23 protein-coding genes are annotated in these 26,301 nt (G+C 66.9%); 11 read left to right on the top strand and 12 right to left on the bottom strand.

Annotated features, from left to right (window positions below; genetic code table 11):
- Positions 1-187 precede the first annotated feature (187 nt).
- Positions 188-1,972, bottom strand: coding sequence for a type IV pilus assembly ATPase TfpB (locus tag HMPREF2581_RS22595; RefSeq protein WP_003096276.1), 1,785 nt, complete (start codon positions 1,970-1,972; stop codon positions 188-190).
- Between the two features lie 37 nt (positions 1,973-2,009).
- Positions 2,010-3,374, bottom strand: a complete 1,365-nt coding sequence (locus tag HMPREF2581_RS22590) for a CYTH domain-containing protein (protein WP_003141930.1) — start codon at positions 3,372-3,374, stop codon at positions 2,010-2,012.
- 113 nt (positions 3,375-3,487) lie between these two features.
- Between HMPREF2581_RS22590 and HMPREF2581_RS22585 the strand changes: the two genes are divergently transcribed.
- From HMPREF2581_RS22585 to argE, 3 genes are all read left to right on the top strand, one after another.
- Positions 3,488-4,165: a TIGR00153 family protein gene (locus HMPREF2581_RS22585; RefSeq protein ID WP_003096272.1), complete on the top strand. Its 678-nt coding sequence runs from the start codon at positions 3,488-3,490 to the stop codon at positions 4,163-4,165.
- Positions 4,166-4,211: 46 nt separating this feature from the next.
- On the top strand, positions 4,212-5,480 hold the full coding sequence (locus HMPREF2581_RS22580; protein WP_003100079.1) for an inorganic phosphate transporter: 1,269 nt from the start codon (positions 4,212-4,214) through the stop codon (positions 5,478-5,480).
- 99 nt (positions 5,481-5,579) lie between these two features.
- Entirely contained in the window at positions 5,580-6,734 is a 1,155-nt protein-coding gene (argE, locus tag HMPREF2581_RS22575; protein WP_003141928.1) for an acetylornithine deacetylase, read from the top strand.
- Here the strand turns inward: argE and HMPREF2581_RS22570 are convergent.
- Positions 6,707-7,408: a MarC family NAAT transporter gene (locus HMPREF2581_RS22570; protein ID WP_003096266.1), complete on the bottom strand. Its 702-nt coding sequence runs from the start codon at positions 7,406-7,408 to the stop codon at positions 6,707-6,709. The two genes, argE and HMPREF2581_RS22570, sit on opposite strands and share 28 nt — an antisense overlap.
- 336 nt (positions 7,409-7,744) lie before the next feature.
- On the opposite strand from HMPREF2581_RS22570, the gene argA reads away from it, so the two are divergent.
- Positions 7,745-9,043: an amino-acid N-acetyltransferase gene (gene argA, locus HMPREF2581_RS22565; protein ID WP_003096265.1), complete on the top strand. Its 1,299-nt coding sequence runs from the start codon at positions 7,745-7,747 to the stop codon at positions 9,041-9,043.
- A gap of 42 nt (positions 9,044-9,085) precedes the next feature.
- Here the strand turns inward: argA and gshA are convergent, their stop codons facing one another.
- From gshA to HMPREF2581_RS22550, 3 genes are all read right to left on the bottom strand, one after another.
- Positions 9,086-10,669: a glutamate--cysteine ligase gene (gene gshA / locus HMPREF2581_RS22560; protein WP_003141926.1), complete on the bottom strand. Its 1,584-nt coding sequence runs from the start codon at positions 10,667-10,669 to the stop codon at positions 9,086-9,088.
- Between the two features lie 206 nt (positions 10,670-10,875).
- Complete coding sequence (locus HMPREF2581_RS22555; protein ID WP_042115369.1) at positions 10,876-11,238, bottom strand: PaaI family thioesterase; 363 nt, start codon at positions 11,236-11,238, stop codon at positions 10,876-10,878.
- 38 nt (positions 11,239-11,276) lie between these two features.
- A complete protein-coding gene (locus tag HMPREF2581_RS22550; RefSeq protein WP_003141923.1) occupies positions 11,277-13,616 on the bottom strand; it encodes a Tex family protein in 2,340 nt (779 codons plus the stop codon).
- A gap of 188 nt (positions 13,617-13,804) precedes the next feature.
- Between HMPREF2581_RS22550 and amgR the strand changes: the two genes are divergently transcribed.
- Entirely contained in the window at positions 13,805-14,548 is a 744-nt protein-coding gene (gene amgR, locus HMPREF2581_RS22545; RefSeq protein WP_003096259.1) for a two-component system response regulator AmgR, read from the top strand.
- Positions 14,549-14,642: 94 nt separating this feature from the next.
- Positions 14,643-15,962 carry a two-component system sensor histidine kinase AmgS gene (gene amgS, locus HMPREF2581_RS22540; RefSeq protein WP_003109988.1) on the top strand — a complete coding sequence of 440 codons (1,320 nt, stop codon included), beginning with the start codon at positions 14,643-14,645 and terminating at the stop codon, positions 15,960-15,962.
- A 76-nt stretch (positions 15,963-16,038) separates the two neighbouring features.
- On the opposite strand, the gene HMPREF2581_RS22535 is transcribed toward amgS, so the two are convergent.
- From HMPREF2581_RS22535 to HMPREF2581_RS22525, 3 genes are all read right to left on the bottom strand, one after another.
- A complete protein-coding gene (locus HMPREF2581_RS22535) occupies positions 16,039-16,962 on the bottom strand; it encodes an LD-carboxypeptidase (protein ID WP_003141921.1) in 924 nt (307 codons plus the stop codon).
- A 190-nt stretch (positions 16,963-17,152) separates the two neighbouring features.
- Positions 17,153-18,058, bottom strand: a complete 906-nt coding sequence (rimK, locus tag HMPREF2581_RS22530; protein ID WP_003096254.1) for a 30S ribosomal protein S6--L-glutamate ligase — start codon at positions 18,056-18,058, stop codon at positions 17,153-17,155.
- A gap of 131 nt (positions 18,059-18,189) precedes the next feature.
- Positions 18,190-18,624 (bottom strand): retropepsin-like aspartic endopeptidase RimB, encoded by a 435-nt coding sequence (locus HMPREF2581_RS22525; RefSeq protein WP_003123679.1) that lies wholly within the window; start codon positions 18,622-18,624, stop codon positions 18,190-18,192.
- Positions 18,625-18,833: 209 nt separating this feature from the next.
- Between HMPREF2581_RS22525 and HMPREF2581_RS22520 the strand changes: the two genes are divergently transcribed.
- Positions 18,834-19,229 (top strand): RNA-binding S4 domain-containing protein, encoded by a 396-nt coding sequence (locus tag HMPREF2581_RS22520; protein ID WP_003136003.1) that lies wholly within the window; start codon positions 18,834-18,836, stop codon positions 19,227-19,229.
- A 37-nt stretch (positions 19,230-19,266) separates the two neighbouring features.
- Here HMPREF2581_RS22520 and HMPREF2581_RS22515 read toward each other — a convergent pair whose 3' ends face one another.
- The gene (locus tag HMPREF2581_RS22515) at positions 19,267-20,070 is read right to left on the bottom strand and encodes a phosphatase PAP2 family protein (protein WP_003109984.1); all 804 of its coding nucleotides are present in this window, start codon (positions 20,068-20,070) and stop codon (positions 19,267-19,269) included.
- Between the two features lie 112 nt (positions 20,071-20,182).
- On the opposite strand from HMPREF2581_RS22515, the gene hslO reads away from it, so the two are divergent.
- Together hslO and HMPREF2581_RS22505 are read left to right on the top strand one after the other, a co-directional pair.
- Positions 20,183-21,076 carry an Hsp33 family molecular chaperone HslO gene (gene hslO, locus HMPREF2581_RS22510; protein WP_003109983.1) on the top strand — a complete coding sequence of 298 codons (894 nt, stop codon included), beginning with the start codon at positions 20,183-20,185 and terminating at the stop codon, positions 21,074-21,076.
- Between the two features lie 115 nt (positions 21,077-21,191).
- Positions 21,192-22,733, top strand: coding sequence for a phosphoenolpyruvate carboxykinase (locus tag HMPREF2581_RS22505; RefSeq protein ID WP_003141918.1), 1,542 nt, complete (start codon positions 21,192-21,194; stop codon positions 22,731-22,733).
- A 56-nt stretch (positions 22,734-22,789) separates the two neighbouring features.
- On the opposite strand, the gene HMPREF2581_RS22500 is transcribed toward HMPREF2581_RS22505, so the two are convergent.
- The gene (locus HMPREF2581_RS22500) at positions 22,790-23,146 is read right to left on the bottom strand and encodes a fimbrial protein (protein ID WP_003141916.1); all 357 of its coding nucleotides are present in this window, start codon (positions 23,144-23,146) and stop codon (positions 22,790-22,792) included.
- A gap of 251 nt (positions 23,147-23,397) precedes the next feature.
- Between HMPREF2581_RS22500 and HMPREF2581_RS22495 the strand changes: the two genes are divergently transcribed.
- On the top strand, positions 23,398-24,000 hold the full coding sequence (locus tag HMPREF2581_RS22495) for a nitroreductase family protein (protein WP_003136000.1): 603 nt from the start codon (positions 23,398-23,400) through the stop codon (positions 23,998-24,000).
- Positions 24,001-24,014: 14 nt separating this feature from the next.
- Here the strand turns inward: HMPREF2581_RS22495 and HMPREF2581_RS22490 are convergent, their stop codons facing one another.
- Positions 24,015-24,923, bottom strand: a complete 909-nt coding sequence (locus HMPREF2581_RS22490) for a LysR family transcriptional regulator (RefSeq protein WP_003096239.1) — start codon at positions 24,921-24,923, stop codon at positions 24,015-24,017.
- Positions 24,924-25,065: 142 nt separating this feature from the next.
- Here HMPREF2581_RS22490 and HMPREF2581_RS22485 point away from each other — a divergent pair, with 142 nt between their 5' ends.
- Positions 25,066-26,301, top strand: a complete 1,236-nt coding sequence (locus HMPREF2581_RS22485; protein ID WP_003141913.1) for a 3-hydroxyacyl-CoA dehydrogenase — start codon at positions 25,066-25,068, stop codon at positions 26,299-26,301.

Raw genomic sequence — 26,301 nt, 5'->3', positions numbered from 1 at the left:
GAGCCACATCGGGCCAGGGACGCCGCTCGCGGCTCGCCGCAGGTGCGGTGCGCCGGGGCTGGGGAGCGTCGGCGCGGGGACGGCGGGGGGAGCGCTCGTCATCGTCTACATCCTTGTCTGTGGGCCTGGCAGGCCCGTCCGGCGTTGTGCCGTGCAACCGTCGGAACTCCGCCGACGGGATGTGCCGCTACTTCTGTTCGCTCTGCGGGGTCACCCGCAGTACTTCCTCCAGCGTACTGATACCCGCGGCGACCTTCTGCGCGCCGGACAGGCGCAGGCTGCGGGTGCCTTCTTTGTACGCCTGGCGGCGCAGGGCGACCAGGTCGGTGTCGGCGGTGATCAGTTCTTTCAGGCTATCGCTGAGCAGCATGATTTCATAGACGCCGGCGCGCCCGCGATAGCCGGTGTCGCGGCACTCCAGGCAACCCACGGCCTGGTGCGCGCCGCTGGGCGGCGGGGCGCTCCAGGGGCGGGTCAGTTCGTGCCAGTCGCTGTCCGCCAGTTGCATCGGCGCCTTGCAGTGCGGGCAGAGCGTGCGCACCAGGCGTTGGGCCATGACCCCTAGCACCGTGGCGCGGATCAGGTAGTAGGGTACGCCCAGTTCGAGCAGGCGGGTGATCGCCGTGGGCGAGTCGTTGGTGTGCAGGGTGGAGAGCACCAGGTGCCCGGTGAGCGCCGCCTGGATCGCCATCTCGGCGGTCTCCAGGTCGCGGATCTCGCCGACCATGATGATGTCCGGGTCCTGCCGCAGCAGGGCGCGTACGCCGCTGGCGAAGGTCAGGTCGATGTTGTGCTGGACCTGCATCTGGTTGAACGAGGGCTCGATCATCTCGATCGGGTCCTCGATGGTGCAGACGTTCACCTCATCGGTGGCCAGTTGCTTGAGCGTGGTGTAGAGCGTGGTGGTCTTGCCCGAGCCGGTGGGGCCGGTGACCAGGATGATGCCGTTGGGCTGGCTGGTCATGCTCTGCCAGCGGCGCAGGTCGTCGGCGGAGAAGCCGAGCTGGTCGAAGCTCTTGAGCAGCACCTCGGGGTCGAAGATGCGCATCACCATCTTCTCGCCGAAGGCGGTGGGCAGGGTCGACAGGCGCAGCTCCACCTCGGCGCCGTCCGGGGTCTTGGTCTTGACCCGGCCGTCCTGCGGCTTGCGTTTCTCCGCCACGTTCATCCGTCCCAGCGACTTCAGGCGGCTGACCACCGCCATGGTCACCTGCGGCGGGAACTGGTAGACGTTGTGCAGCACGCCGTCGATACGGAAGCGCACGGTGCCCTGCTCGCGGCGCGGCTCGATGTGGATGTCGCTGGCGCGCTGCTGGAAGGCGTACTGGAACAGCCAGTCGACGATGGTGACGATGTGCGCGTCGTTGGCGTCCGGCTCCTGGTCGGCGGCGCCGAGGTTGAGCAACTGCTCGAAGTTGCCGACGCCGCTGATCTTCTGGTCCGGCGAGGTGGCGCCGCTGACCGAGCGGGCCAGGCGGAAGAACTCGACGGTGTAGCGCTGGATGTCCGCCGGGTTCGCCACCACCCGCTTGATCGGTCGCTTGAGCACATGCACCAGGTTGCTTTCCCAGCCCTGTACGAAGGGCTGGGCGCTGGCGATGGTGACTTCCTCCGGACTCAGCGCGACGGCGAGGATGCCATGGCGCTGGGCGAAGGCGTAGGACATCAGCGGAGTCACCGCGGCGACGTCGATCTTCAGCGGGTCGATGCGCAGGTAGGGCTGGCCGGCGTACTCGGCCAGCCACTGGGTGAGGGTCTCCAGGTCGAGCTTGCGTCCGGGGCGCTTGAGATCCTCGACCTGCTGCGCGGCGAGGAACTCCAGCGGATGCTGCTGGTTGCGCACTGCGCTGCGGCGGATCGCCAGGCACTGTTCGGCCTGCTCCTGCCCGACCCGGCCCTGGGCGACCAGCTCGCGGAGCAGGTCGCCGAGGTCCAGCAGGCGGTCCTGGGCGGCGGTGGCGAACACGGACATGCAGACTCCCTTCGGATGATGGCGGTAGCGGCGAAGCTTATTTCATCAGCGCCTTCCAGGGTTTGAGCGTCAGCACAGTATGGGCCTGCGTGGCGCGGGCAGCCAGGCGCTCGGCATCGACAGGTTGCCGCAGCAGCTCCAGCAACTTGGCCAGTTCGCCGTAGAGGCGGTCGGCTTCCGGCAGGTCGAGCACGCCGCGCGCCAGGCGCAACCAGGTAAGCATGCGCTGCAGGCGCGGCGCTTGGTCGGGAAGCAGCTCGGGATGCTGGTGGGCGCGCGCCAGCGGCGTGGCCTGGGCTTCTTCGGCAAGGCTGCGCAGCAGCCATTTGCCCAGCGCGGCGGCGCCCTGGCGGTTGCCGCGCTCGTTGCGCGACTCGGTCCAGGCCTTGGCCAGCAGCCAGCGCGAGGCATTCAGGGAGAACAGGCCCCAGCGGGTCTCGTCGAGTTCGCCGCGGAACAGTTGCGGCGCCTGCTGGCGTAGCGTCTCGTCGTCACGGCCGCGCTCGATGCGCGGCGCCCAGTCGGCGAGGAGAGCGTCCAGCGCTTCGCGCAGCTCGCGACTGCTGGCGCGTGGCACCGCCTGGCCGAGGCTGCCGAGCAGGGTACGCAGGTCCTGCAGGTGTTGCAGCCAGTCCTCCAGCAGGCGCCAGTGGCCGTTGAAGCGATACTGTTCGGCCAGTCGCTGGCTGCTGCCGAGCAGGTACCAGGCGATGGCGGCGAAGGCACCGTCCAGCGGGGTTTCCGCCAGCAGTTTCTGCGCCGGGGGATCGACCTCGTAGCTGTTCGGGTCGAACAAGCGGTAGCCGCGCTCGGCCTTGCTGATGTCGCAGGGCATCAGCGGCAGGTCGGCGGCCAGTTCCGCGGCCAGCTCGAGCAGCGCGGCGGCATCGCCCTGGCGCAGTTCCAGCTCCAGTTCGCAGATTTCCTCCTGGTTGTCGCCGGCGACCACCTTGCCCAGGTCGAGCGCCGCCTCCACGACTACCCTGGCCTTGCCGCGGCCCCAGGCGATCTCGGCGCGCTGGCGGACGAAGTCGGTGCTGAAGATCGGCTTGAGCTGCTTCTTGTCGAGGTCCTTGAGGGCCGCCGGCCAGCACTTGTCGTCGAGTTTCTTCAGGTCGAGCTTGTTCTTTTCCAGGTACCAGTCCCACTCGTTGCGTTCGGACAGCCCGGCCACGCTCTGCCCGCGGCTCTTCAGCGTCTGGATGTACTGCTCGCCGTCGCGGCGCATGCGCAGCGCGACCTTGGCCCGGGCCAGCTCGCGGCCGGGGGTGTCGTAGTACTGGTTGTACAGTTCGCGGCGCTCCCAGCCCGATTTGTTGCGTTTCTTCAGCAACGGGTGCTCCTGCAAGGCTTCCAGGGTGGCGCGGCTGACGCGGAGTTTGATTTCGGTTTCTTTCTGCATGGGGCGATGTCCGGCTCGGGACGCCAGGCGTCCGCGGGTGAAGGTGTTCCAGATCAAAGGCGCGCGGGGTGGGTGACCTATACTTTTCGGCATTTCCATCAGGGAGGCGTTCCATGCCGACCAATCCGTTCATCAGCCTGTTCGGCCGTTCGCCGATCGGGCCGATGCAGCAGCACATCGCCAAGGCCCACGAATGCGCGGCCGGCCTGTTGCCGTTCTTCCGCGCGGTGATCGCCGAGGACTGGGCGCAGGTCGAACAGGTTCAGCAGGACATGGTGCGACTGGAGCAGGAAGCCGATCGGCTGAAGAAGAACGTCCGGATGCACCTGCCCAAGAGCCTGTTCCTTCCGGTGCCGCGCTCCGATCTGTTGGAGCTGCTCAGTGTACAGGACAAAGTCGCCAATCGCGCCAAGGACATCGCCGGGCTGATGCTCGGCCGGCGCATGCGCATCCCGCTGCCGCTGCAGGGCCAGATGCTCGCCTACGTGCAGCGCTCGGTGGACGCCAGCGCCCAGGCGTTGCGGGTAGTCAACGAACTCAACGAACTGCTCGAGACCGGCTTCGGCGGGCGCGAGACCAGTCTGGTGGAGAGCATGGTGGAGGAACTCGAGGCGATCGAGAACGACACCGACCGCATCCAGGTCGAGGTGCGCCGCGAGCTGTTCCGCCTGGAAAGCGAGCTGCCGCCGGTGGACGTGATGTTCCTCTACCAGATCATCGAATGGATCGGCGATGTCGCCGACCGCGCCCAGCGGGTCGGCAACCGCCTGGAGCAATTGCTGGCGCGTTGAGCGCCAGGTTTCTTTCCGCCTTCTGCCCGCATACGGATCCCCGCCCATGTCCCTGATCGCCGACCACGGCTTCGCCTTCCTCGTACTCGCCTGCCTGTTCGGTTTCTTCATGGCCTGGGGCGTCGGCGCCAACGACGTCGCCAACGCCATGGGCACCTCGGTGGGCTCACGGGCGCTGACCATCCGCCAGGCGATCCTGGTGGCGATGGTCTTCGAGTTCTGCGGTGCCTACTTCGCCGGCGGCGAGGTCACCGAAACGATCAGGAGCGGCATCGTCGATCCGCAGTACATGACCCCCGACCTGCTGGTCTTCGGCATGCTCTCGGCCTTGCTGGCCGCCGGGGTCTGGCTGTTGCTGGCGACGATCAAGGGCTGGCCGGTGTCGACCACCCACTCCATCGTCGGCGCGATCATCGGCTTCGCCTCGGTCGGTGTCTCGGTGCACGCGGTGCACTGGGGCGCGATCGGCCCGATCGTCGCCAGTTGGGTGGTGACGCCGGTGCTGTCCGGGCTGCTCGCCTTCGCCCTGTTCAGGAGCGTGCAGTGGCTGGTACTGCATGCCGAGGACCCGTTCCGCAGCGCGCGCCGCTACGTGCCGCTGTACATGTTCCTGGCGGGCTTCATGGTCGCGCTGATGACCGTCGGCAAGGGCCTGAAGCATGTCGGCCTGGAGCTTTCCGGCCTCCAGACGCTGGGTCTGGCGTTGCTCGCCGGCGGCCTGGTGATGGGCCTGGGTATCGTCCTGCTGTTGCGTATCCGACCCACTGGCGGAGCCGATCCGCGTGGCGGCTTCGCCAGCGTCGAGCGGGTCTTCGCGGTGCTGATGATCTTCACCGCCTGCTCCATGGCTTTCGCCCATGGTGCCAACGACGTGGCCAACGCCATCGGCCCGGTGGCGGCGGTCGTCGCGGTGGTCCAGGCCGGCGGCGACCTGGATCTGGTGAGCCGTTCGCCGGTGCCGTCCTGGGTACTGCTGCTGGGCGCGGTGGGCATCGTCATCGGCCTGGCTACCTATGGCTACCGGGTGATCGCCACCATCGGCCGGGAGATCACCGAGCTGACCCCCAGCCGCGGCTTCGCCGCCGAGCTGGCGACCGCCTCCACGGTGGTTGGCGCCTCGGCCATCGGCCTGCCGGTGTCCACTACCCATACCCTGGTCGGCGCGGTGCTCGGCATCGGCATGGCGCGCGGCATCGGCGCGCTCAACCTGCGGGTGATCGGCTCGATCTTCCTGTCCTGGGTAGTGACCCTGCCGGCCGGCGCGGTGCTGGCGATCCTGTTCTTCCTGGTCCTGCGCGCGCTGTTCGGTGCCTGAGCGCGGTCTTCGTCGGCTGGCGCAGGCGGAACCGGAACGGACGGTTTTATCCACCGCCGCGATAGGCCATGATGGGGCTCGATCCGTGTGGAGAGTCCCATGCCGTTGCCGTCTCTGAAAGACCAGTTCGGCGCGCTGATCGCCGCGTCTTCCGTCAGTTGCACCCAGCCCGAGCTGGACCAGACCAACCGCCCGGTGGTCGACCTGCTGGCCTCCTGGCTGGGCGATCTAGGCTTCCGCTACGAGATCCGGGAAGTCTCGCCGGGCAAGTTCAACCTGCTGGCCAGCTACGGCAGCGGTCCCGGCGGGCTGGTGCTGGCCGGCCACACCGATACCGTGCCCTACGACGAAGCGCTGTGGAGCAGCGATCCGCTGCGCCTGGACGAGCGCGACGGCCGCTGGTACGGCCTCGGCAGTTGCGACATGAAGGGCTTCTTCCCGCTGGCCATCGAGGCCTTGCTGCCGCTGCTCGACCAGCCGTTCCGCCAGCCGCTGATGATCCTCGCCACCTGCGACGAGGAAAGCTCGATGGCCGGCGCCCGTGCCCTCGCCGAAAGCGGGCGGCCGCTGGGGCGCGCCACGGTGATCGGCGAGCCGACCAACCTGCGGCCGATCCGCCTGCACAAGGGGGTGATGATGGAGCGCATCGAGATTCTCGGGCAGAGCGGCCATTCGTCCGATCCGAACCTCGGGCGCAGCGCCCTGGAGGCGATGCACGCGACCATCGGCGAGCTGATGGCGCTGCGCGGGGAATGGCAGCAGGCCTGGAACAACCCGCAGTTCAGCGTGCCCCAGCCGACCCTGAACTTCGGTTGCATCCACGGCGGCGACAATCCCAACCGCATCTGCGGCCAGTGTTCGCTGGAATTCGACCTGCGCCCGCTACCCGGCATGCAGCCCGAGCAGTTGCGCGAGGCGATCCGCCAGCGCCTGCGGCCGCTGGCCGAACGGCACCAGGTGAGCATCGACTACCAGCCGCTGTTCCCTGCCGTGCCGCCGTTCGAACAGGCGCAGGACAGCGAACTGGTACGCGTCGCCGAACGCCTGACCGGGCATCGCGCCGAGGCCGTGGCGTTCGGTACCGAGGCGCCGTACTTCCAGCGCCTGGGCAGCGAGACCCTGGTCCTCGGCGCCGGCGACATCGCCTGTGCCCACCAGCCCGACGAGCACCTGGAACTGGCGCGTATCGAACCGATGGTCGGCGTGCTGCGCCGGCTGATCCAGCATTACTGCCTGACGCCCGCCGCCGACTGAAGCGCGGCGTGGCCGGCGACCAGCTCGAAGCCGCCGTTGATGACGAACTGCACGCCCATCGCCACCAGCAGGAAGCCGACCACTCGCGAGATGGCGTCGATCCCGGATTCGCCGAGGAACTTCATGATGCGCCCGGAGCTTTGCAGGGCGATCCAGAAGATCAGCGCGGTGAGCAGGGTGACGGTGATCGCCGCGAGGTGGATGAACAGCGGAATGCTTCCGTAGGTGGATTGCAGCGTCGACGCCGAGCTGACCACCAGGGCGATGGTCCCCGGCCCCGCGGTACCCGGCAGGGCCAGCGGAACGAAGGACAGGTCGCGGAAGTGCGGGGTGATCTTTTCCTCGTCCGACAGCAGGTCGTGCTGGACTTCGGTCTCGTCCGGCGTGGTGGCGGGGAACAGCATGGTGAAGCCGATATAGGCGACGATCAGCCCGCCGGCGATGCGCAGGCCGGGAATGGAGATGCCGAACACCTGCATCACCAGGCTGCCGCCGTAGAAGCTGACCAGCATGATCAGCGCCACGTAGAGGCTGGCCTTGAATATCTGCCGGTTGCGCTCCGCCGGCGGTAGGCTGCCGCCGAGGCCAAGCAGCAGCGAGACGCTGGTCAGCGGGTTGGCTACCGGGAGCACGGCGAGCAGGCCGACCAGGACGTGATGGAAGTATTCGCTCATGGATTTTCCTCGTTCGCGTGGTTGCGCGCCGGACGGCACGGCGAACGAGGCAGCCTAGCGAAAAAGCGCTGCGCGAGTTAACCGGGGTTTTCGGATAGTTTTTTTCAGAAATAGTGGTAAAACGGTTCGTTCCGGCCCCAGGCCCCGTACCATGGTCGAATCCCGCCGCTGCGGGGCCGCCGAGGGTTTAAACTCGCGCGTGATCCATCCGTCTCGTTAACCAGAAAGTGAGGAGAAGCCTGTCGATGTTGCTGCGACGACGATAACGGCGCCCTTCGGGCCGTCCCGGCCGCTCACGCTTTGCTCTCGCTCACGAAACGACAGGCTTTCCCCACCATGCCCGACTACGTCAACTGGTTACGTCACGCTTCGCCCTACATCAACTCGCACCGGGACCGCACCTTCGTGGTCATGCTCCCCGGCGAAGGGGTGGAGCATCCCAATTTCGGCAATATCGTCCACGACCTGGTCCTTCTCCACAGCCTCGGCGCGCGCCTGGTGCTGGTGCACGGTTCGCGCCCGCAGATCGAGGCGCGCCTGGCCGCGCGCGGCCTGGCTCCGCGCTATCACCGCGACCTGCGAGTGACCGATGCGCCGACCCTGGAATGCGTCATCGACGCCGTGGGTAGTCTGCGCATCGCCATCGAGGCGCGGCTGTCGATGGACATGGCCGCCTCGCCGATGCAGGGCGCGCGCCTGCGGGTCGCTGGCGGCAACCTGGTCACCGCGCGGCCGATCGGCGTGGTCGAGGGTGTCGACTACCACCATACCGGCGAGGTCCGTCGCATCGACCGCAAGGGCATTGGCCGCCTTCTCGACGAGCGCAGCATCGTCCTGCTCTCGCCGCTGGGCTACTCGCCGACCGGGGAAATCTTCAACCTGGCCTGCGAAGACGTGGCCATGCGCGCCGCCATCGACCTGGAAGCGGAAAAGCTGATTCTCTACGGCGCCGAACAGGGCCTGCTGGACGCATCCGGCAAGCTGGTCCGCGAACTGCGCCCGCAGCAGGTGCCCGCGCACCTGCAACGGCTGGGCAACAGCTACCAGGCCGAGCTGCTGGACGCCGCGGCGCAGGCCTGCCGGGCCGGGGTCAAGCGCAGCCATATCGTCAGCTACACCGAGGACGGCGCGCTGCTCAGCGAGCTGTTCACCCGCACCGGCAACGGCACCCTGGTCGCCCAAGAGCAGTTCGAACAGTTGCGCGAGGCGGGCATCGAGGACGTTGGCGGGCTGATCGAGCTGATCCGCCCGCTGGAAGAGCAGGGCATCCTGGTACGCCGTTCCCGCGAGGTGCTGGAACGCGAGATCGAACAGTTCAGCATCGTCGAGCGCGAAGGGCTGATCATCGCCTGCGCCGCGCTCTACCCGATCGCCGATTCCGAGGCGGGCGAGCTGGCCTGTCTGGCGGTCAACCCGGAGTACCGCCACGGCGGGCGTGGCGACGAACTGCTGGAGCGGATCGAGGAGCGCGCGCGCGGACTCGGCCTGAAGACCCTGTTCGTGCTCACCACGCGGACCGCGCACTGGTTCCGCGAGCGCGGCTTCCAGCCCAGCAGCGTAGAGCGGCTACCGGCGGCGCGGGCCTCGCTGTACAACTTCCAGCGCAATTCGCAGGTATTCGAGAAGAGCCTGTGATCCGCCGGCGCGTCCCTGGGCGCAGGGGCGCGCCGGCTTCGCTCAGTTGCTGATCAGGCCGAGGATGCTCGCCTGGTAGGCGGCGACGAAGGTATCGAAGTCGCCATCCTGGTCGCGTTCCAGCTCCGTCTGTTCGGCCAGGGAGTCGCTGGCCATCTTCTCGAAGCGTGCCTGCTCTTCGGCGGCCAGCGGATGCTGGCGGAAATACTCCGCGTGTTCGCGGCTCTGGCGCAGGGAGAACGCTTCGAAGCTCTCGCCGCGCTCGCGCATGACCTTCAGCACCTGCGCCGAAGGCGTCAGTTCCGCATCGGCCACCTTAGCCCGCTGCGCTGCCAGCGCCGCCGCGTGGGCTTCGCCGCCGCGTGCGCGGTCGAGCAGCGCCGCGGTATCGGCGATTCGTTCGAGTAGCTCGTTGGCCCAGACCTTCAATTCCACCGGCTGGCCGCGACGTTGCAATTGCAGGCCCGGCCGCCTGCCTTCCTTGACCACGGCGAGGAAGTTGTCGGTGGCGTCGCTGCACTCGCCGTTCAGCAGCGGGCTGTCGCTGAACGCGCAGAACAGCAGGAAGGCGTCGAGGAAGCGCGCCTCGTCCAGGTCGATGCCCAGCGGCAGGAACGGGTTGATGTCCAGGCAGCGCACTTCCACGTACTGCACGCCGCGAGCGGCCAGGGCCTGCACCGGACGCTCGCCGGTGTAGGTGACGCGCTTTGGCCGGATGCTCGAGTAGTACTCGTTCTCGATCTGCAGGATGTTGGTGTTCAGTTGCACCCATTCGCCATCCTGCTTGGTGCCGACCTTCTCGTAGGGCGGGTAGGGCGTGCTGACCGCCTGGCGCAGGCTGTCGATGTAGCTCTGCAGGTCGTTGTAGCAGGGCGTCAGGCCGGCCTGGGCGTTGTTCTGGTAGCCCAGGTCGCTCATCCGCAGGCTGGTGGCGTAGGGCAGGTAGAGCGTGTGTTCGTCGAGGCGCTCCAACTGGCTCGGGCGGCCACGCAGGAAGCCGGCGTCGAGGGCCGGCGAGGCGCCGAACAGGTACATCAGCAGCCAGCTGTAGCGGCGGAAATTGCGAATCAGGGCGATGTAGGCGGCGGACTGGTAGTCGCGTTCCGATAGCTCGCTGCCTTCGGCCTGGCGCAGCAGCGGCCAGAGCCTCTCCGGCAGGGAGAAGTTGTAGTGGATGCCGGCGATGCACTGCATGGTCTTGCCGTAGCGCAGCGCCAGGCCCTTGCGGTAGACGTACTTCAGGCGGCCGATCAGCGAGCTGCCGTAGCGGGCGATCGGGATGCTCTCCTCGTCCGGCAGCTCGCAGGGCATCGATGGGCTCCACAGGTATTCGCCGTCCAGTTTCGAACTGGCGAAGCGGTGGATGCGCTCGAGATCGCCCAGAGTGTCGGCGACGTCGGTTTCCGTGGGCGTGATGAACTCCAGCAAGGCCTCGGAGTAGTCGGTAGTGATCTGCGGATGGGTCAGGGTCGAACCCAGGGCCCGGGGGTGGGGGGTGAGCGCCAGCTTGCCGTCGCTATCGACTCGCAGGCATTCGCGCTCGATGCCATGCAGGCACTCGGTCAGCAGGGGCAGGTTGGCTGCGGCGCCGAGCAGAGCCAGGCGGCGGGAGAGAAGATCGCTCAAGTCGGGATTCCTTGTGATCGCGTCCCAGATCGGTCGCCCCAATATGAGGGTGGACCGAGCGGTCTACAAGAGGGAGGACGTAAATGCGTTTTCGCTTCGTCCTGGGGCCGGTCGCCGCGCCTTCGGCGGGAGCCGTCGAGGCGGGCGCCCGGCACGGATCGGGATCGCCGTTGCGCGCCATTCTGCCGCATGGCGGCCGCGCCGGTTTACAACTGGGCGAAGGTGCCTTGTCCTTTCGCGACTAGCTTGTCGCCTTGCCGCACCTCGGCTTCCACCACCAGGCTGCGGCGCCCGGCATGGAGGACGCGGGCGACGCAGCGCACCTCGCCGTCGGCGACGGCGCGGATGTAGTTGATCTTGCATTCCAGGGTGACGCTCTGGCGGTCGAAACCATGGGAACTGGAGCAGGCCAGCCCCATGGTCACGTCCATCAGCGAGAACAGCGCGCCGCCATGCATGACCCCGCCGCGGTTGCGCAGGTGCGCGGCCATCGGCAGGCGTACCTCGGCGACTCCGTCGCCGAGGCTGACCGGGTCCAGGCCGACCAGTTCGCTGTAGGCGCTGATCATCTGCTCGCGGGCGGGCATCTCGCTCATGGACGGCTCCGTCACTTCTTCTTCAGTTGCTTGGCGTTGGCGAACAGCGCGGCCATGGCGTTGTTCGCCGGCGGCGCGCTCTGTCCGCGCGGGGCGCCACGCTCCTGGCGCGGCTGGCCGCTGCCGGCGGGACGCCCGCCGCGCTGGCCTTCGACCTTCTCGCCGGGGGTGTCGCTCATGCGCATGGACAGGCCGACACGGTTGCGCGGGATGTCCACTTCCATGACCTTGACCTTGACGATGTCGCCGGCCTTGACCACTTCGTACGGGTCCTTGACGAACTTCTCGGACAGCGCCGAGATGTGCACCAGGCCGTCCTGGTGGACGCCGATGTCGACGAATGCGCCGAAGTTGGTGACGTTGGTCACCACGCCCTCCAGGACCATGCCCGGCTTGAGGTCCTTGAGGCTCTCGACGCCTTCCTGGAACTCTGCGGTCTTGAACTCCGGACGCGGGTCGCGGCCGGGCTTGTCGAGTTCCTTGAGGATGTCGGTGACGGTCGGCAGGCCGAAGGTCTCGTCGGTGAACTTCTTCGGGTCGAGGCGCTTGAGGAACGCCGAGTCGCCGATCAGCGAGCGGATGTCGCGCTCGGTGTCGGCGGCGATGCGCTGCACCAGCGGATAGGTTTCCGGGTGCACCGCCGAGGCGTCCAGCGGGTTGTCGCCGTTCATCACGCGGAGGAAGCCGGCGGCTTGCTCGAAGGTCTTCTCGCCCAGGCGGCTGACTTTCTTCAGCTCGTCGCGGGTGCGGAACGCGCCGTTGGCGTCGCGGTGCGCGACGATGTTCTGCGCCAGCGTCGAGTTGAGGCCGGAGATGCGTGCCAGCAGGGCGGCGGAGGCGGTGTTGACGTCGACGCCGACGGCGTTCACGCAATCCTCGACCACCGCGTCCAGGCTACGCGCCAGCTTCAGCTGGGACACGTCGTGCTGGTACTGGCCGACGCCGATCGACTTGGGCTCGATCTTCACCAGCTCCGCCAGCGGGTCCTGCAGGCGACGGGCGATGGATACGGCGCCGCGCAGGGACACGTCCAGCTCGGGGAACTCCTTCGCCGCCAGTTCGGAGGCGGAATACACCGATGCGCCGGCCTCGCTGACCATGATCTTGGTCAGCTTCATGCCCGGATATTTCTTGATCAGTTCGCCGGCCAGCTTGTCGGTTTCGCGGCTGGCGGTGCCGTTGCCGATGGCGATCAGCTCGACCTGGTGCTTGGCGCACAGCGCGGCGAGCACGGCGAGGGTCTGGTCCCACTGGTTCTTCGGCGCATGTGGGTAGACGGTGGCGGTGTCCAGCAGCTTGCCGGTGGCGTCGACCACCGCGACCTTGACCCCGGTGCGCAGGCCCGGGTCGAGACCGAGGGTGGCGCGCGGGCCGGCCGGGGCGGCCAGCAGCAGGTCGTGCAGGTTGCGCGCGAACACGCTGATCGCCTCGTCCTCGGCGCCGTCGCGGAGCTCGCCGAACAGGTCGGTTTCCAGGTGGGTATAGAGCTTGACCTTCCAGGTCCAGCGCACCACCTCGGCCAGCCACTTGTCGGCGGCGCGGCCCTGGTTGGACAGGCCGAAGCGCTCGGCGATCATGACTTCGCTTGGGTGCAGGGTGCCCGGCGCTTCCTCGCCGACCTTCAGCGAGGCGCTGAGGACGCCTTCGTTGCGTCCGCGGAAGATCGCCAGGGCGCGGTGCGACGGGGCGCTTTTCAGCGGCTCGTCGTGTTCGAAGTAGTCGCTGAACTTGGCGCCTTCCAGTTCCTTGCCGGGGACCACGCGGGCGGTCAGGGTCGCTTCGTTCTTCATGAACACGCGCAGCTTGTCGAGCAGCGTGGCGTCTTCGGCGAAGCGCTCCATGAGGATGTACTTGGCGCCTTCCAGCACCGCCTTGACGTCGGCGAAGCCTTTCTCGGCGTCGACGAAACGCGCGGCCTCGCTTTCCGGGACCAGGGTCGGGTCGTCGAACAGTGCGTCGGCCAGCGCGCCGAGGCCGGCTTCCAGGGCGATCTGGCCCTTGGTGCGGCGCTTCTGCTTATAAGGCAGGTAGAGGTCTTCGAGACGGGTCTTGGTGTCGGCGAGCTTGATGTCGCGGGCCAGTTCGGGGGTCAGCTTGCCCTGTTCCTCGATGCTGGCGAGGATCGCGCCGCGGCGTTCTTCCAGTTCGCGCAGGTAGCGCAGGCGCTCTTCCAGCATGCGCAACTGGGTATCGTCGAGGCTGCCGGTGACCTCTTTGCGGTAACGGGCGATGAAGGGAACGGTGGAGCCTTCGTCGAGCAGGGCGACGGCAGCGGCGACTTGCTGCGGTTGAACGCGGCCGGAGGGCAGTGCGGAGAGCTCTTCGGCGATACGGGTGTTGATGCTGTCCATTGATCCACCTGGTAAAACGAACGAAAACGGGCCGTGTAGACAACGCCCCGCCGCAAAAGCGCCGCATTATACCTGCCAAGTTTCGCCTTGGAGGGCGGCTGGTCGGGGAAAAATCTGCTAACAATGGACAGTCCGGCCCAGCCGCTACCTGGGCGATAATGCCCGCCTGACTCATTCTGGGAGTTTCTATGTCGAACCCTGCCGCCCTGGCCGAAGGTGAAAAGATCCTCGTCGTCGACGACGACGCCCGCCTGCGCCGCCTGCTCGAACGTTTCCTCGACGAGCAGGGCTACCGCGTCCGCGCGGTGGAGAACACCGAGCAGATGGATCGCCTTCTATCCCGCGAACTGTTCCAGCTGGTTGTGCTCGATCTGATGCTTCCCGGCGAGGACGGCCTCACTGCCTGCCGCCGCCTGCGCGAACAGAACAACCAGGTGCCGATCATCATGCTCACCGCCAAGGGCGACGAGGGCAGCCGCATCCAGGGCCTGGAACTGGGCGCCGACGACTACCTGGCCAAGCCGTTCAACCCGCGCGAACTGCTGGCGCGGATCAAGGCCGTGCTGCGCCGCCAGGCGCCGCTGGTGCCCGGCGCGCCTGCCGGTGCCGACGAGGTGGTGACCTTCGGCGACTACCAGCTGTTCCTCGCCACCCGCGAACTGAAGAAGGGCGACGAGGTACACATGCTGACCACCGGCGAGTTCGCCGTGCTCAAGGCCCTGGTGCAGCACGCCCGCGAACCGCTGACCCGGGACAAGCTGATGAACCTCGCCCGTGGCCGCGAGTGGGATGCCCTGGAGCGTTCCATCGACGTGCAGATCTCGCGCCTGCGCCGGCTGATCGAGCCGGACCCGTCCAAGCCGCGCTATATCCAGACGGTCTGGGGTGTCGGCTACGTGTTCGTGCCGGACGGCAACGCGCGCAAGGCCTGAGTCTCCGCGCGGCCGGTGCAGCGATGCACCGGCCGCGTCGTCTTACCCGCAACAGGCGTCGGCCCCGTCCGCCGGCGCGCAACCGGTCCGATCGATGAAAACGCCGCTCTGGTTCCCGCAAAGCTTCTTCGCCCGCACCCTCTGGCTGGTGCTGATCGTCGTGCTGTTCTCCAAGGCGCTGACCCTGGTCTACCTGCTGATGAACGAGGACGTGATCGTCGACCGCCAGTACAGCCACGGCGCGGCGCTGACCATCCGCGCGTTCTGGGCTGCCGACGAGGAGTCGCGCGCGGCCATCGCCAAGGCTTCCGGCCTGCGCTGGGTGCCGAGCAGCGCCGACCAGCCCGGCGAGCAGCACTGGCCGTACACGGAAATCTTCCAGCGGCAGATGCAGATGGAGCTGGGGCCGGACACCGAGACCCGCCTGCGTATCCACCAGCCGTCGCAGCTCTGGGTGCGCGCACCGAGCCTCGGCGAAGGCTGGCTGGCGGTGCCGCTGTATCCGCATCCCTTGCGTGGCCAACGGATCTGGAGCGTGCTCGGCTGGTTCCTCGGCATCGGCCTGCTCTCCACCGCCGCCGCCTGGATCTTCGTCCGCCAGCTCAGCCAGCCGCTCAAGCGCCTGGTGGTCGCCGCCCGCCAGTTCGGCCAGGGGCGCAGCGTGCGCCTGCCGCTGGGGCCGGAGACGCCAAGCGAAATGGCCGAGGTGTATCGCGCCTTCAACCAGATGGCCGAGGACATCGAGCAGGGCGGGCGCGAACGCGAATTGATGTTGGCCGGTGTCTCCCACGACCTGCGCACCCCGCTGACACGCCTGCGCCTGTCGCTGGAGTTGCTGCCGGAGAGCGAACGGGAGATGGTCGAGGACATGGTCCGCGACATCGAGGACATGGATGCGATCCTCGACCAGTTCCTCGCCTTCATCCGCGACGGCCGCGACGAGCCGGTGGAGGAGGGCGACCTGACCGACCTGGTGCGCGAGGTGGTGGCACCGTTCAACCAGACTCGCGAGCAGGTGCGCATGGCCTTGCAGCCGGTACCGGCGATGCCGTTGCGGCGGGTGTCGATGAAGCGTCTGCTGGGCAACCTGATCGACAATGCCCTGAACCACGGTGGCGGCTCGGTTGAGGTGGCCAGCTACGTGGCCGGCGAAAGCGCGGCGCCCTACGTGGTGCTGAGTGTGCTCGATCGCGGCCAGGGCATCGATCCCGCGGAAGTGGACAGCATCTTCAATCCCTTCATCCGCGGCGACAAGGCGCGTGGCGGCAAGGGCACCGGCCTCGGCCTGGCGATCGTCAAGCGCATCGCCGCCCAGCACGGCGGCAGCGTCGAACTGCGCAACCGCGATGGCGGCGGCCTGGAAGCGCGGGTCTGCCTGCCGCTGGGGTTGCTGCTACCGCGCGGCGCGGCCTGATACTCGACGGGTTTGTGCCGTTCCAGCGGCACTTCCCAACCCCTCTCGCGCTTACGGAGAGGGGCGCGCCCCGTCCCTACCAGCGCAACCGGTTTCCCTCGAGCACCGCGGTCTTCCCGTAAGGCCAGGCTCGGTTCTGCGCACCATGCCCGCTGGGCAGGTGGTGGTAGAGCGGCACCTCGATGGCGGCGGCGTATTCGCCGAAGATCCGCTCCAGGCTGTGGGCGACTTCCTTGCGCGGGCAATCGGTGAACGAGCCCAGGCAGATCGCGCCGAGCTGGCGCGCGTCGATGCTTTCGAGCAATTGCCAGAGGCTGCGCTCCAGGCGGTAGTAGGGTTCGCCGACGTCCTCCAGGACCAGGATCGACCCCGCCGGGGCGTGCAGGCCGCCGAGGGTGCCGGCCATGCAGGCCAGGGCGGTGAGGTTGCCGCCGATCAGCGCGCCTTCGACGCGTTGCTTGTGTCCGCCGAGGTGCTGCACCGGGAGTTCATGGTCGATTCCGGCCAGCAAGCGGCTGACCGAGGCCAGAGAGGCTAGCCGCTCCTGCTGCTCGCGGGGGGCGCTGAGCGGCGACAGACCGAGTCCGGTGGCCACCGGGCCGTGGATCGCAGGCAGGCCGTGGCGGTGGAAAGCGCTGAGCAACACCGAGATGTCGGAGAAACCGATCAGTGGCCGCGGCGAGGCCGTCTGCAGGCGCCCCCAGTCCAGGCCCGGCAGCAACTGGCCGCAGCCGTAGCCGCCGCGCAGGCACCAGACCGCGGAGATGTCCGGCATGTCGAAGGCGTTGTGCAGGTCTTCCAGGCGCTGCTCGACCGTCCCGGCGAGGTAGCGGTAGCGGGCTTCGACGTGGCGGCCGAGATGGTAGTCCACGCCGTGCACTTCCAGTTGCCGCAGGGTCGCCTCCAGCACGTCGGTGGCGATGGCCGAGGCTGGCGCGATCAGCGCCACCCGGCCGTCGATGGGCTGCCAGGTCTGGTCGGAGGAGGGACGAGGGGTCATGCGGCGATTCCATGAAGCGTCAGGAAAGGATTCGAGTGCCGGAAGAGCCCGGGGTTCGGCGGGGTTTCCGGCATCGGTTGCGGCGGTGCTTCATTCAAGCGTGGCATGGACCTTCTGTCGAGGCCGGGATCGCCAGCGTAATGCGGTGCGTCCGATGCGCTGGGACAGCGCATGCGTTGTCTGGTCCGGCTCACCCCTTTCCCTTCGTCCTGGCCAGGTGGGGGCCGCCGTTCTTTTCCAGGTACTGGATGATGATCCCGGCGATGTCCTTGCCGGTGGTGGATTCGATACCTTCCAGGCCCGGCGAGGAGTTCACCTCCATTACCAGCGGACCATGGTTGGAGCGCAGGATATCCACCCCGGCGACGTTCAGGCCCATCACGCGAGCGGCGCGGATGGCGGTCATGCGTTCTTCCGGGGTGATCTTGATCAGGCTGGCGCTGCCGCCGCGGTGCAGGTTGGAGCGGAACTCGCCGGGCGCTGCCTGGCGCTTCATCGAGGCGATCACCTTGTCGCCGACCACGAAGCAGCGGATGTCGGCGCCGCCGGCTTCCTTTATGTACTCCTGGACCATGATGTTGTGCTTGAGCCCCATGAAAGCCTCGAGCACCGATTCGGCGGCCTTCTCGGTTTCGCAGAGGACCACGCCGATGCCCTGGGTGCCCTCCAGCAGCTTGATCACCAGCGGTGCGCCACCGACCATCTCGATCAGGTCCGGGACATCGTCCGGGGAGTGGGCGAAGCCGGTCACCGGCAGGCCGATGCCCTTGCGCGAGAGCAGTTGCAGCGAGCGCAGCTTGTCCCGCGAGCGAGCGATGGCGACCGACTCGTTGAGCGGGAACACGCCCATCATCTCGAACTGGCGCAATACCGCGCAGCCGTAGAAGGTCACCGAGGCGCCGATGCGCGGGATCACCGCGTCGAAGCCCTCCAGCGGTTGTCCCCGGTAGTGGATCTGCGGCTTGTGGCTGGCGATGTTCATGTAGGCGCGCAGCGTATCGATGACCACCATTTCATGGCCGCGCTCCCGCCCGGCCTCCACCAGGCGACGGGTCGAGTAGAGCCGGGGATTGCGCGACAGCACGGCGATTTTCATTCAGCACCTGTGGATGGGTTGGACCGGCTGGCGGGCAGCGGCGGCGAGGCTGTGGGTTGTCGTCGCGGCAGGCATTGGACCGGCCGTTTCGGGAATGGATGGAGGTTGGACAGGTGCTGCCGGCGAATGGCTCAAACCGGACTCCCGTCGAGCAGGTTGATGCCCGTCGCCGCGGGCAGGGCGGCCGGCGACTCGGGACGATCCTGGACGTAGGCCAGGGCCGGGTTGACCACCAGTTGCCCGGCGATCAGCGCCTTGGAGCCGAGCAGCACGCGATAGCGCATGGACTTGCGGCAGGCCAGGGTGAACTCCACCGGCCACATGCGATCGCCCAGCGCCAGGGTGGTGCGGATCACGTAGCGGGTCTGGGCCTGGCCGTTGGAGCTGCGAATGGTCTTGCGCGCGACCATCGGCGCTTCGCAACGGTGCCGGCGCTGTACCAGCGTGCCGAGGTGGGCGGTGAAGCGCACCCACTTCTCGCCGTCGCGCTCGAAGGGAACGATGTCCGAGGCATGTAGGCTGGAGGTGCTGGCGCCGGTGTCGATCTTCGCGCGCAGCCCGACCATGCCCAGTTCGGGAAAGGCGATCCACTCGCGCAGACCGATGACGGAAAGCTGGTCGAATGTCTTCACGGGTAGGCATTCCAGGCGTTTTGCCGGCATTCTAGCAGGGCTATGGGCGGCCGCCAGACGGCTGCCCGAGGATGCCGAAGACGAACCTAGCGGCTGTCGATGACAGTCGCGAGACAGCGGCGGAACGAATACGGGAAATGCCAGTGAGCGAGAAAGACGACGACAAGGTGCGCCTGGACAAGTGGCTCTGGGCGGCGCGCTTCTTCAAGACCCGGGCGCTGGCCAAGGCCGCGATAGAGGGCGGCAAGGTGCATTGCCGGGGCGAGCGGTGCAAGCCGAGCAAGGAACCCAGGGTAGGGGAGGAATTGACCATTCGTACGGGCTTCGACGAGCGAACCGTGACGATTCGCGCGCTTTCCGTAGTCCGGCGTGGCGCGCCGGAGGCCCAGGCTCTCTACGAGGAAACCGCGGACAGCGTGGAAAGCCGCGAGCGCGCGGCGGCCATGCGCAAGGCCGGGGCGCTGGGCGTACAGACCGAGGGGCGGCCGAGCAAGAAGCAGCGGCGGCAGATCCACCAGTTGCGCGGCGGCCAGGACTGAGAAGCGCCGGTCTCCCGCAGGGGAGACCGGGATGGCCTCAGGCCGAGTCGCGGACCACGCCGAGGCGGCCGATCAGCGGCAATTTCGCCAGCAGGCGGAACAGCGGTTCGGTCACCTGCACCAGCCAGCCGCTGGCCTTCGCCGCCAGCGGTGTGTAGCAGCCCCAGGCGAGGGCCAGCAGGGCCATCTGCAGGCCGCCGATGTAGTCGTCCTGGCCCCAGTGCGCGCCGGCTACCAGGCGCGGCAGCATGAACAGCACGGCCAGGGTCCAGATCAGCAGGAACTGCCCGGCGCGGCGGGCGAACAGCGACATGAACAGCGCCCAGACCAGCAGCACCGAGGCGTGGTCGCCGGGGAAGCTGCGCTTGGAGCGGTCCTTGATTTCCCACACGCGTTCCCAGTCCGGGAAGTGGTCGCTGAGGTGGATGGCCTTGTCCATCAGCATCGACAGGCTGGCGTGCTGCCAGTGCAGGTGGTGGGCGATCTTGGCGTAGAGCACGCGGATCACCACCAGGATCAGCAGGGTCACGATGAAGCCGAAGGTCAGCCGCCGTACCTGGTTCGCTGGCAGCAGCCAGTCGCCGCGAATCAGCAGGCAGAGCAGGATCACCCCGACCACCGCGTCGAACGGTCGGGTACTGAGCAGGCCCCAGAGTTTCAGCCAGGTTTCGTTGAGGGCGAGGGAGCCGTTGAGCTTGTCGAAGAGCCAGAAGTCGAAGCCGTTCATCAGCTCGCGGGTGGGGCCCCAGAGCCACAGGATCAGCAGCAGGAGCGCCAGAAGATGACAGGTGGCGAACTTGCGCCATTGCCAGGCCGCTTGGAACGGAGAGGCATTATCCATAAAATCGTTTCCCCCTATCGGCGCCGGGTCGGCGTACGACTGTCACGAAGCGCGCTTTTATAGGCCTTTGTCACTCACTTGTCATTCCCTCATTCGTAGCGTTGTGTCCCGCATGTCCCATTCAGATCAGAGCCAGCGTTTCCTTTTCGACGATACCGACGTGCGCGGCGAGATGGTCGATCTCGAGCGTAGCTACAGCGAAGTGCTGGCCAAACATCCCTATCCGGAACCGGTCGCGCAACTGCTCGGGGAGATGCTCGCGGCGGCCTCGCTGCTCTGCGGCACGCTCAAGTTCGACGGCCTGCTGGTATTGCAGGCGCGCTCCAGCGGCGCGGTGCCGCTGTTGATGGTGGAGTGTTCCAGCGACCGCCAGGTGCGTGGCCTGGCCCGCTATTCGGCGGAGTCCATCGGCGCCGACGCCGGCATGCAGGAACTGATGCCCGAAGGCGTGCTGACCCTCACCGTGGACCCGGTCAAGGGCCAGCGCTACCAGGGGATCGTCGCCCTGGAGGGGGTGAACCTGGCGGAATGCCTGTCCAACTACTTCGCCAGCTCGGAACAGCTGCCGACCCGTTTCTGGCTCAACGCCAACGGCCGCCGCGCCCGCGGCCTGCTGCTGCAGCAGCTTCCCGCCGACCGCCTGAAGGACCCCGAGGCCCGCGAGGCCAGTTGGCAGCACCTGACCACCCTGGCCGACACGCTGACCGCCGAAGAGCTGCTGGCGCTGGACAACGAGACCGTCCTGCACCGCCTCTACCACGAGGAAACCGTGCGCCTGTTCGAGCCGCAACCGCTGGTCTTCCATTGCAGTTGCTCGCGGGAACGTTCGGCCAACGCCCTGGTCAGTCTCGGGCAGGCCGACTGCGAGCGGCTGCTCGAGGAGGAAGAAGGCTCGATCACCATCGACTGCCAGTTCTGCAACCAGCGCTACCTGTTCGACGCCTCCGACGTCGCCCAGTTGTTCGCTGGCGCTGGCAGCCAGGGGCCTTCCGAGACCCGCCACTGACGATTTTTCATCCAGCGGGCTTTTCTGGCATAATCCCGCCACTTTTTTCCTGTAGTGAGTTTTTTGAAGCGCTACGAAGTTTGGAGGACTCGGCCTCTGGCCGACGGGGAACCACATGACGCAAGCCAACAACGCCGTGTACACCGATATCAGCGCCGCCCAACTGGTAGAAGAAGCCATTCGCCGCGGTGAGGGCGAACTGGCCGCCAACGGCTCGCTGGTCGTACGCACCGGCCATCGCACCGGCCGTTCGCCGGTCGACCGTTTCATCGTCGAAGAGCCGAGCACCAAGGACGCGATCGCCTGGGGCAACATCAACCGTCCGTTCCCGGCCGACAAGTTCGATGCGCTGTGGGCCCGCGTGGAAGCGTTCAACAACGCCCAGGACCATTTCGTTTCCCATGTTCATGTAGGTTCCGCCGAGGCTTACTACCTGCCGGTGAAGATGACCACCGCTACCGCCTGGCAGAATCTGTTCGGCCGTTGCCTGTTCATCGAGCCGGAGCAGTACAACCCGGCCGGCAAGGACGAGTGGCAGGTCCTCAATGTCGCCAACTTCGAATGCGTGCCCGAGCGCGACGGCACCAACTCCGACGGTTGCGTGATCCTCAATTTCGCCCAGAAGAAAGTGCTGATCGCAGGCATGCGCTATGCCGGCGAGATGAAGAAAGCCATGTTCTCCGTGCAGAACTTCCTGCTGCCCGAGCGCGACGTGCTGCCGATGCACTGCGCTGCCAACATCGGCGAAGCGGGCGATGTGACCCTGTTCTTCGGCCTGTCCGGCACCGGCAAGACCACCCTGTCCGCTGATGAAAGCCGTTACCTGATCGGTGACGACGAGCACGGCTGGGGCGAGGGCGTGGTGTTCAACGTCGAAGGCGGTTGCTATGCCAAGTGCATCGACCTGTCCGAGAAGAACGAGCCGGTCATCTGGAAAGCCATCAAGTTCGGCGCCGTGCTGGAGAACGTGGTTCTCGACGAAGAGCGCGTGCCCAACTACGCCGATGACAGCCTGACCCAGAACAGCCGCGCCGCCTACCCGCTGGAGCACGTCGAGAAGCGTTCGGAGAAGAACCTCGGCGGCGAGCCCAACGCGGTGATCTTCCTGACCTGCGACCTGACCGGCGTACTGCCGCCGGTATCGATCCTGAACAACGAGCAGGCGGCCTACCACTTCCTGTCCGGCTACACCGCGCTGGTCGGCTCCACCGAGATGGGTTCCGGCGGCGGCATCAAGTCGACCTTCTCCACCTGCTTCGGCGCTCCCTTCTTCCCGCGTCCGGCCGGTGTCTACGCCGAGCTGCTGATCAAGCGTATCAAGGCCTTCGGCTCCAAGGTCTACCTGGTCAACACCGGCTGGACCGGCGGTGGCTACGGCGTCGGCAAGCGCTTCAACATCCCGACCACCCGTGGCGTGATCGCGGCGATCCAGAGCGGCGCGCTGATCGGCGCGGAAACCGAGCACCTGGACATCATCAACCTGGACGTGCCGAAGGTCGTTCCGGGCGTCGAGACCAATCTGCTCAACCCGCGCAACACCTGGGCCGACAAGGCTGCCTACGACGAGGCGGCGAAGGGCCTGGCCAAGCAGTTCATCGAAAACTTCAAGAAATTCGAGGTTTCCGATGCGATCAAGGCCGCCGGCCCGCAGCTGTAAGCACGTTTCGGCACCATGAAAAAACCGCCTTCGGGCGGTTTTTTCATGGGCGAACGTCAGGGGTAGGTGACGGTGATCAGGTAGTTGCCGGAGCGGCGACCGCTTCCGGCCAGCTCATAGCGCGCCGAGAAATCCCGTTCACCGATGACCGTATCGCTGGGTTGCAAGTGGCGCACCTCGCCGGTCTTCATCGAACGGATGCTGACTTCCGCGGTGCGCGCCTGCATGGGACAGCCACTGAGGTGGAAACTGCCCTTGCTTTCGTCTTGGCGGGGAGCGCTCATCGAGCATGGTGGCTCGACAATGGCGCCGGTGAAGCGAATGACGCCGCTGATGCTGCCGGGGGCGGCGAACAGGTTGCTGGAAGTTCCTACAAGAAGACCGAACAAAGCCAGTTGGCCCATCCTGTTCATGAGCTTACTCCTACGTGAGTTCATCCTTATTTTTCTGCGTTCGTGCGTCCGGGAGGGGCCCTCTCCCAGGCGCTGGCATTGGAGTGGAATATAGGACAATTCCTAAAGAAAATTCCTTCCTAGGAATAGTCCTAGTCCTGATTCTGTAAGTAGCTGCTGTGGGGCTGTGTCGGATTTATTGAAGGCTGGTTTATCTTCTCGCCAATGCCCTAGAGTGGGCGCCCCTTTGTTCCTCGCAGTGGATCTCCCCCATGCATATCGAAGACGCCGTTCGTAGTCGCCGTGCCATCAAGGGCTACGACTCATCCTTCAGCCTGACTCGCGAAGAGAAGGACCATCTCCTGGACCTGGCGCTGCATGCGCCTTCCGCCTTCAACCTGCAACACGTGCGGCTGGTCGAGGTCAGCGATCCGCAATTGCGCACGCAGTTGCGTGAAGTGGCCTGGGACCAGGCGCAGGTCACCGACGCGGCGATGCTGGTGGTGGTGTGCGCCCAGCTCGACAGTTGGGAGCGCAACGCGCAGCGGGTCTGGGACGGTGCTCCCGAGGCGGTACAGGCGTTCATGGCAGGCGCCATCGACACCTACTACCGCGGCAAGCCCCAGGTACAGCGCGACGAAGCCATGCGCAGCTGCGGCCTGCTGGCGCAGACCCTGATGCTGGTCGCCCGCGGCCAGGGCCTGGATTCGTGTCCGATGGATGGTTTCGACTTCGATGCCGTGGCCCGGCTGATCAACCTGCCGGACAACCATGTGATCGGCCTGATGGTGGCGGTCGGGAAAAAGGCCGTTGAACCCTGGCCGCGCAGTGGCAAGCTGCCGCGGGAAGAACTGGTCATCCGCGACCGCTTCTGACTGCCCGGATTCCCCTAGTCCGGTCCGGCGGCCCCGACCTGGCGGATCTGTTCGACCAGCCATTGCAGGGCGATGTCGCGTTCGCGCTGGGCCAGAAACACCAGTTCCAGGTGGAACGGGCCGAGGTCGAACGGCAGGTCGAACGATTGCAGGGGCAGCAATCGTTCGAAGTAGTGCGCCAGTTGTCGCGGCAGGACGCCGACCAGGTCGCTGTACGCGGCGATGTGCGCTGCCTGCAGGTAGTTCGGCGTGGTGTAGGCCACTTGCCGCTTGAGCCCCTGGCTGCCCAGCCACTGGTCGACCATTCCCTTGGTCTGCCCGCCGTGCACCCACAGGTGCTGCAGCTCCAGGAAGGTGGCCAGGTCGGGAGCCTGCGCCAGCAGCGGGTGCTGACGTCGGGCGACCAGTTGCAGGGTCTCGCTGGCCCAATGGCGGCGCTGGAAGCGCGCCGGGACGTTTTCGAAGCGGCCTAGCACCAGGTCCAGTTCGCCTTTGTCCAGCGCCTCGGCCGGCAAGGTCGGGGTCAGGTGCTGGATGGCGATGGAGATTCCCGGCGCCCGCTCACTCAGGCGGCGCATCAGGGCGGGCATGCAGATCAGTTCGACGTAGTCGGTCACCGCTACGGTGAAGCGCTGCCGGCTGCGCCCGGGATCGAAGCCCTCGCCGTCGCCCAGGCTCTGTTCGATCTGCCGCAGCGCCGCGCGGATCGGCGCTTCCAGCGCCAGCGCCCGGGGCGTCGGCTGCATCGCACGACCGGCGCGGACCAGCAGCGGGTCGTCGAGCAGCTCGCGCAGGCGGTTCAGTGCATTGCTCACTGCCGGCTGGCTCAGCGCCAGGCGCTCCGCCGCGCGCGAGACGTTGCGTTCGCGCAGCAGGGCGTCAAGGACGCGTAGCAGGTTGAGGTCGAAGGTTTGGATATTCACTGCCTGAATTCCAGCTATCACAAGACTAAATTTCAAAAATAGTACGACCTTCCCCTAAGGTAGTGGTCGCTTTTTGTGCGGTCGGACTGCCCCAGGTTTCGTCCACCGTTCCTCCTGCGCTCGCTACAACGAGGACAAGACCATGAGCCAGAACTTTTCCTTCCGCCAGGCCGCGGTGATCGGCGCCGGCACCATGGGTCGCGGTATCGTCATGTGCCTGGCCAACGCCGGTCTCGACGTGCAGTGGCTGGACAGCAACCCGCAGATGCTCAACCAGGCGCTCGGCGCCGTGGCCGACACCTACGCGCACAACGTGCGCCAGGGGCGCATCGGCGAAGAGGAAGCGGCCGCGCGCCGCGCCCGCATCACGCCGGTCCAGCACCTCGCCGCGATGCGCGAGGCGGACCTGGTGATCGAGGCGGTCTACGAGAACCTGGAACTCAAGCAATCGATCTTCCGCGAGCTGGACGCGGCGCTGAAGCCCTCCGCGGTGCTGGCCAGCAATACTTCCTACCTGGACATCGACGCCATCGCCGCGGTCACCGCGCGTCCGGGTCAGGTGCTCGGCCTGCACTTCTTCAGCCCGGCGCACATCATGCGGCTGCTGGAGATCGTGCGTGGCGCGCAGACCGCGCCGGCGGTGCTGGAGGCGGCCCTGGCGCTGGGCGAGCGGATGGGCAAGGTCAGCGTAGTGGCCGGCAACTGCCACGGCTTCATCGGCAACCGCATGCTCGAACCCTACGCCACCGAGGCCCGCCTGATGCTGCTGGAAGGCGCCCTGCCGTACCAGGTGGACCGGGCTCTCCAGGCGTTCGGTTTCGCCATGGGGCCGTTCCGCATGTACGACGTGGTCGGTATCGACCTGGAGTGGCGCGCCCGCGAGTTGGCCGGGGTCGGCCAGGACCAGCCGGCCGTGCAGGTGGACAACCGCCTTTGCGAGCTGGGCCGCTTCGGCCAGAAGAGCGGTGCCGGTTACTACCGCTACGCGCCGGGCAGCCGCCAGGCGGAGCACGATACCGAGGTGGATGCCCTGGTGCTCCGGGTTGCCGAGACGCTGGGCTACCCGCGGCGCGATTTCGTCGACGAGGAAATCCTCGAGCGTTGCCTGCTGGCGCTGGTCAACGAGGGCGCGAAGATCCTCGACGAGGGTATCGCCGCCCGTAGCGCCGACATCGACACTGTCTACCTGAACGGCTACGGCTTCCCCGCCGCGGAGGGCGGTCCCATGGCCTGGGCCGATCGCCTCGGCGCGGCCGAGCTGCTGCAACGCCTGCGTTTCCTCGAGCAGCGCCACGGCGTGCGCTGGAAGCCGGCGTCCCTGGTCGAGCGCCTGGCCGCCGAGGGCGGAGCCTTCGCCGACCTGCAGGAGGCGCGCTGA

Source organism: Pseudomonas sp. HMSC057H01, from assembly GCF_001836405.1.
Lineage (GTDB): Bacteria > Pseudomonadota > Gammaproteobacteria > Pseudomonadales > Pseudomonadaceae > Pseudomonas > Pseudomonas aeruginosa.
The sequence above is the reverse complement of the archived record's forward strand: the minus strand, read 5'-3'. Positions and strand labels throughout refer to the sequence as shown.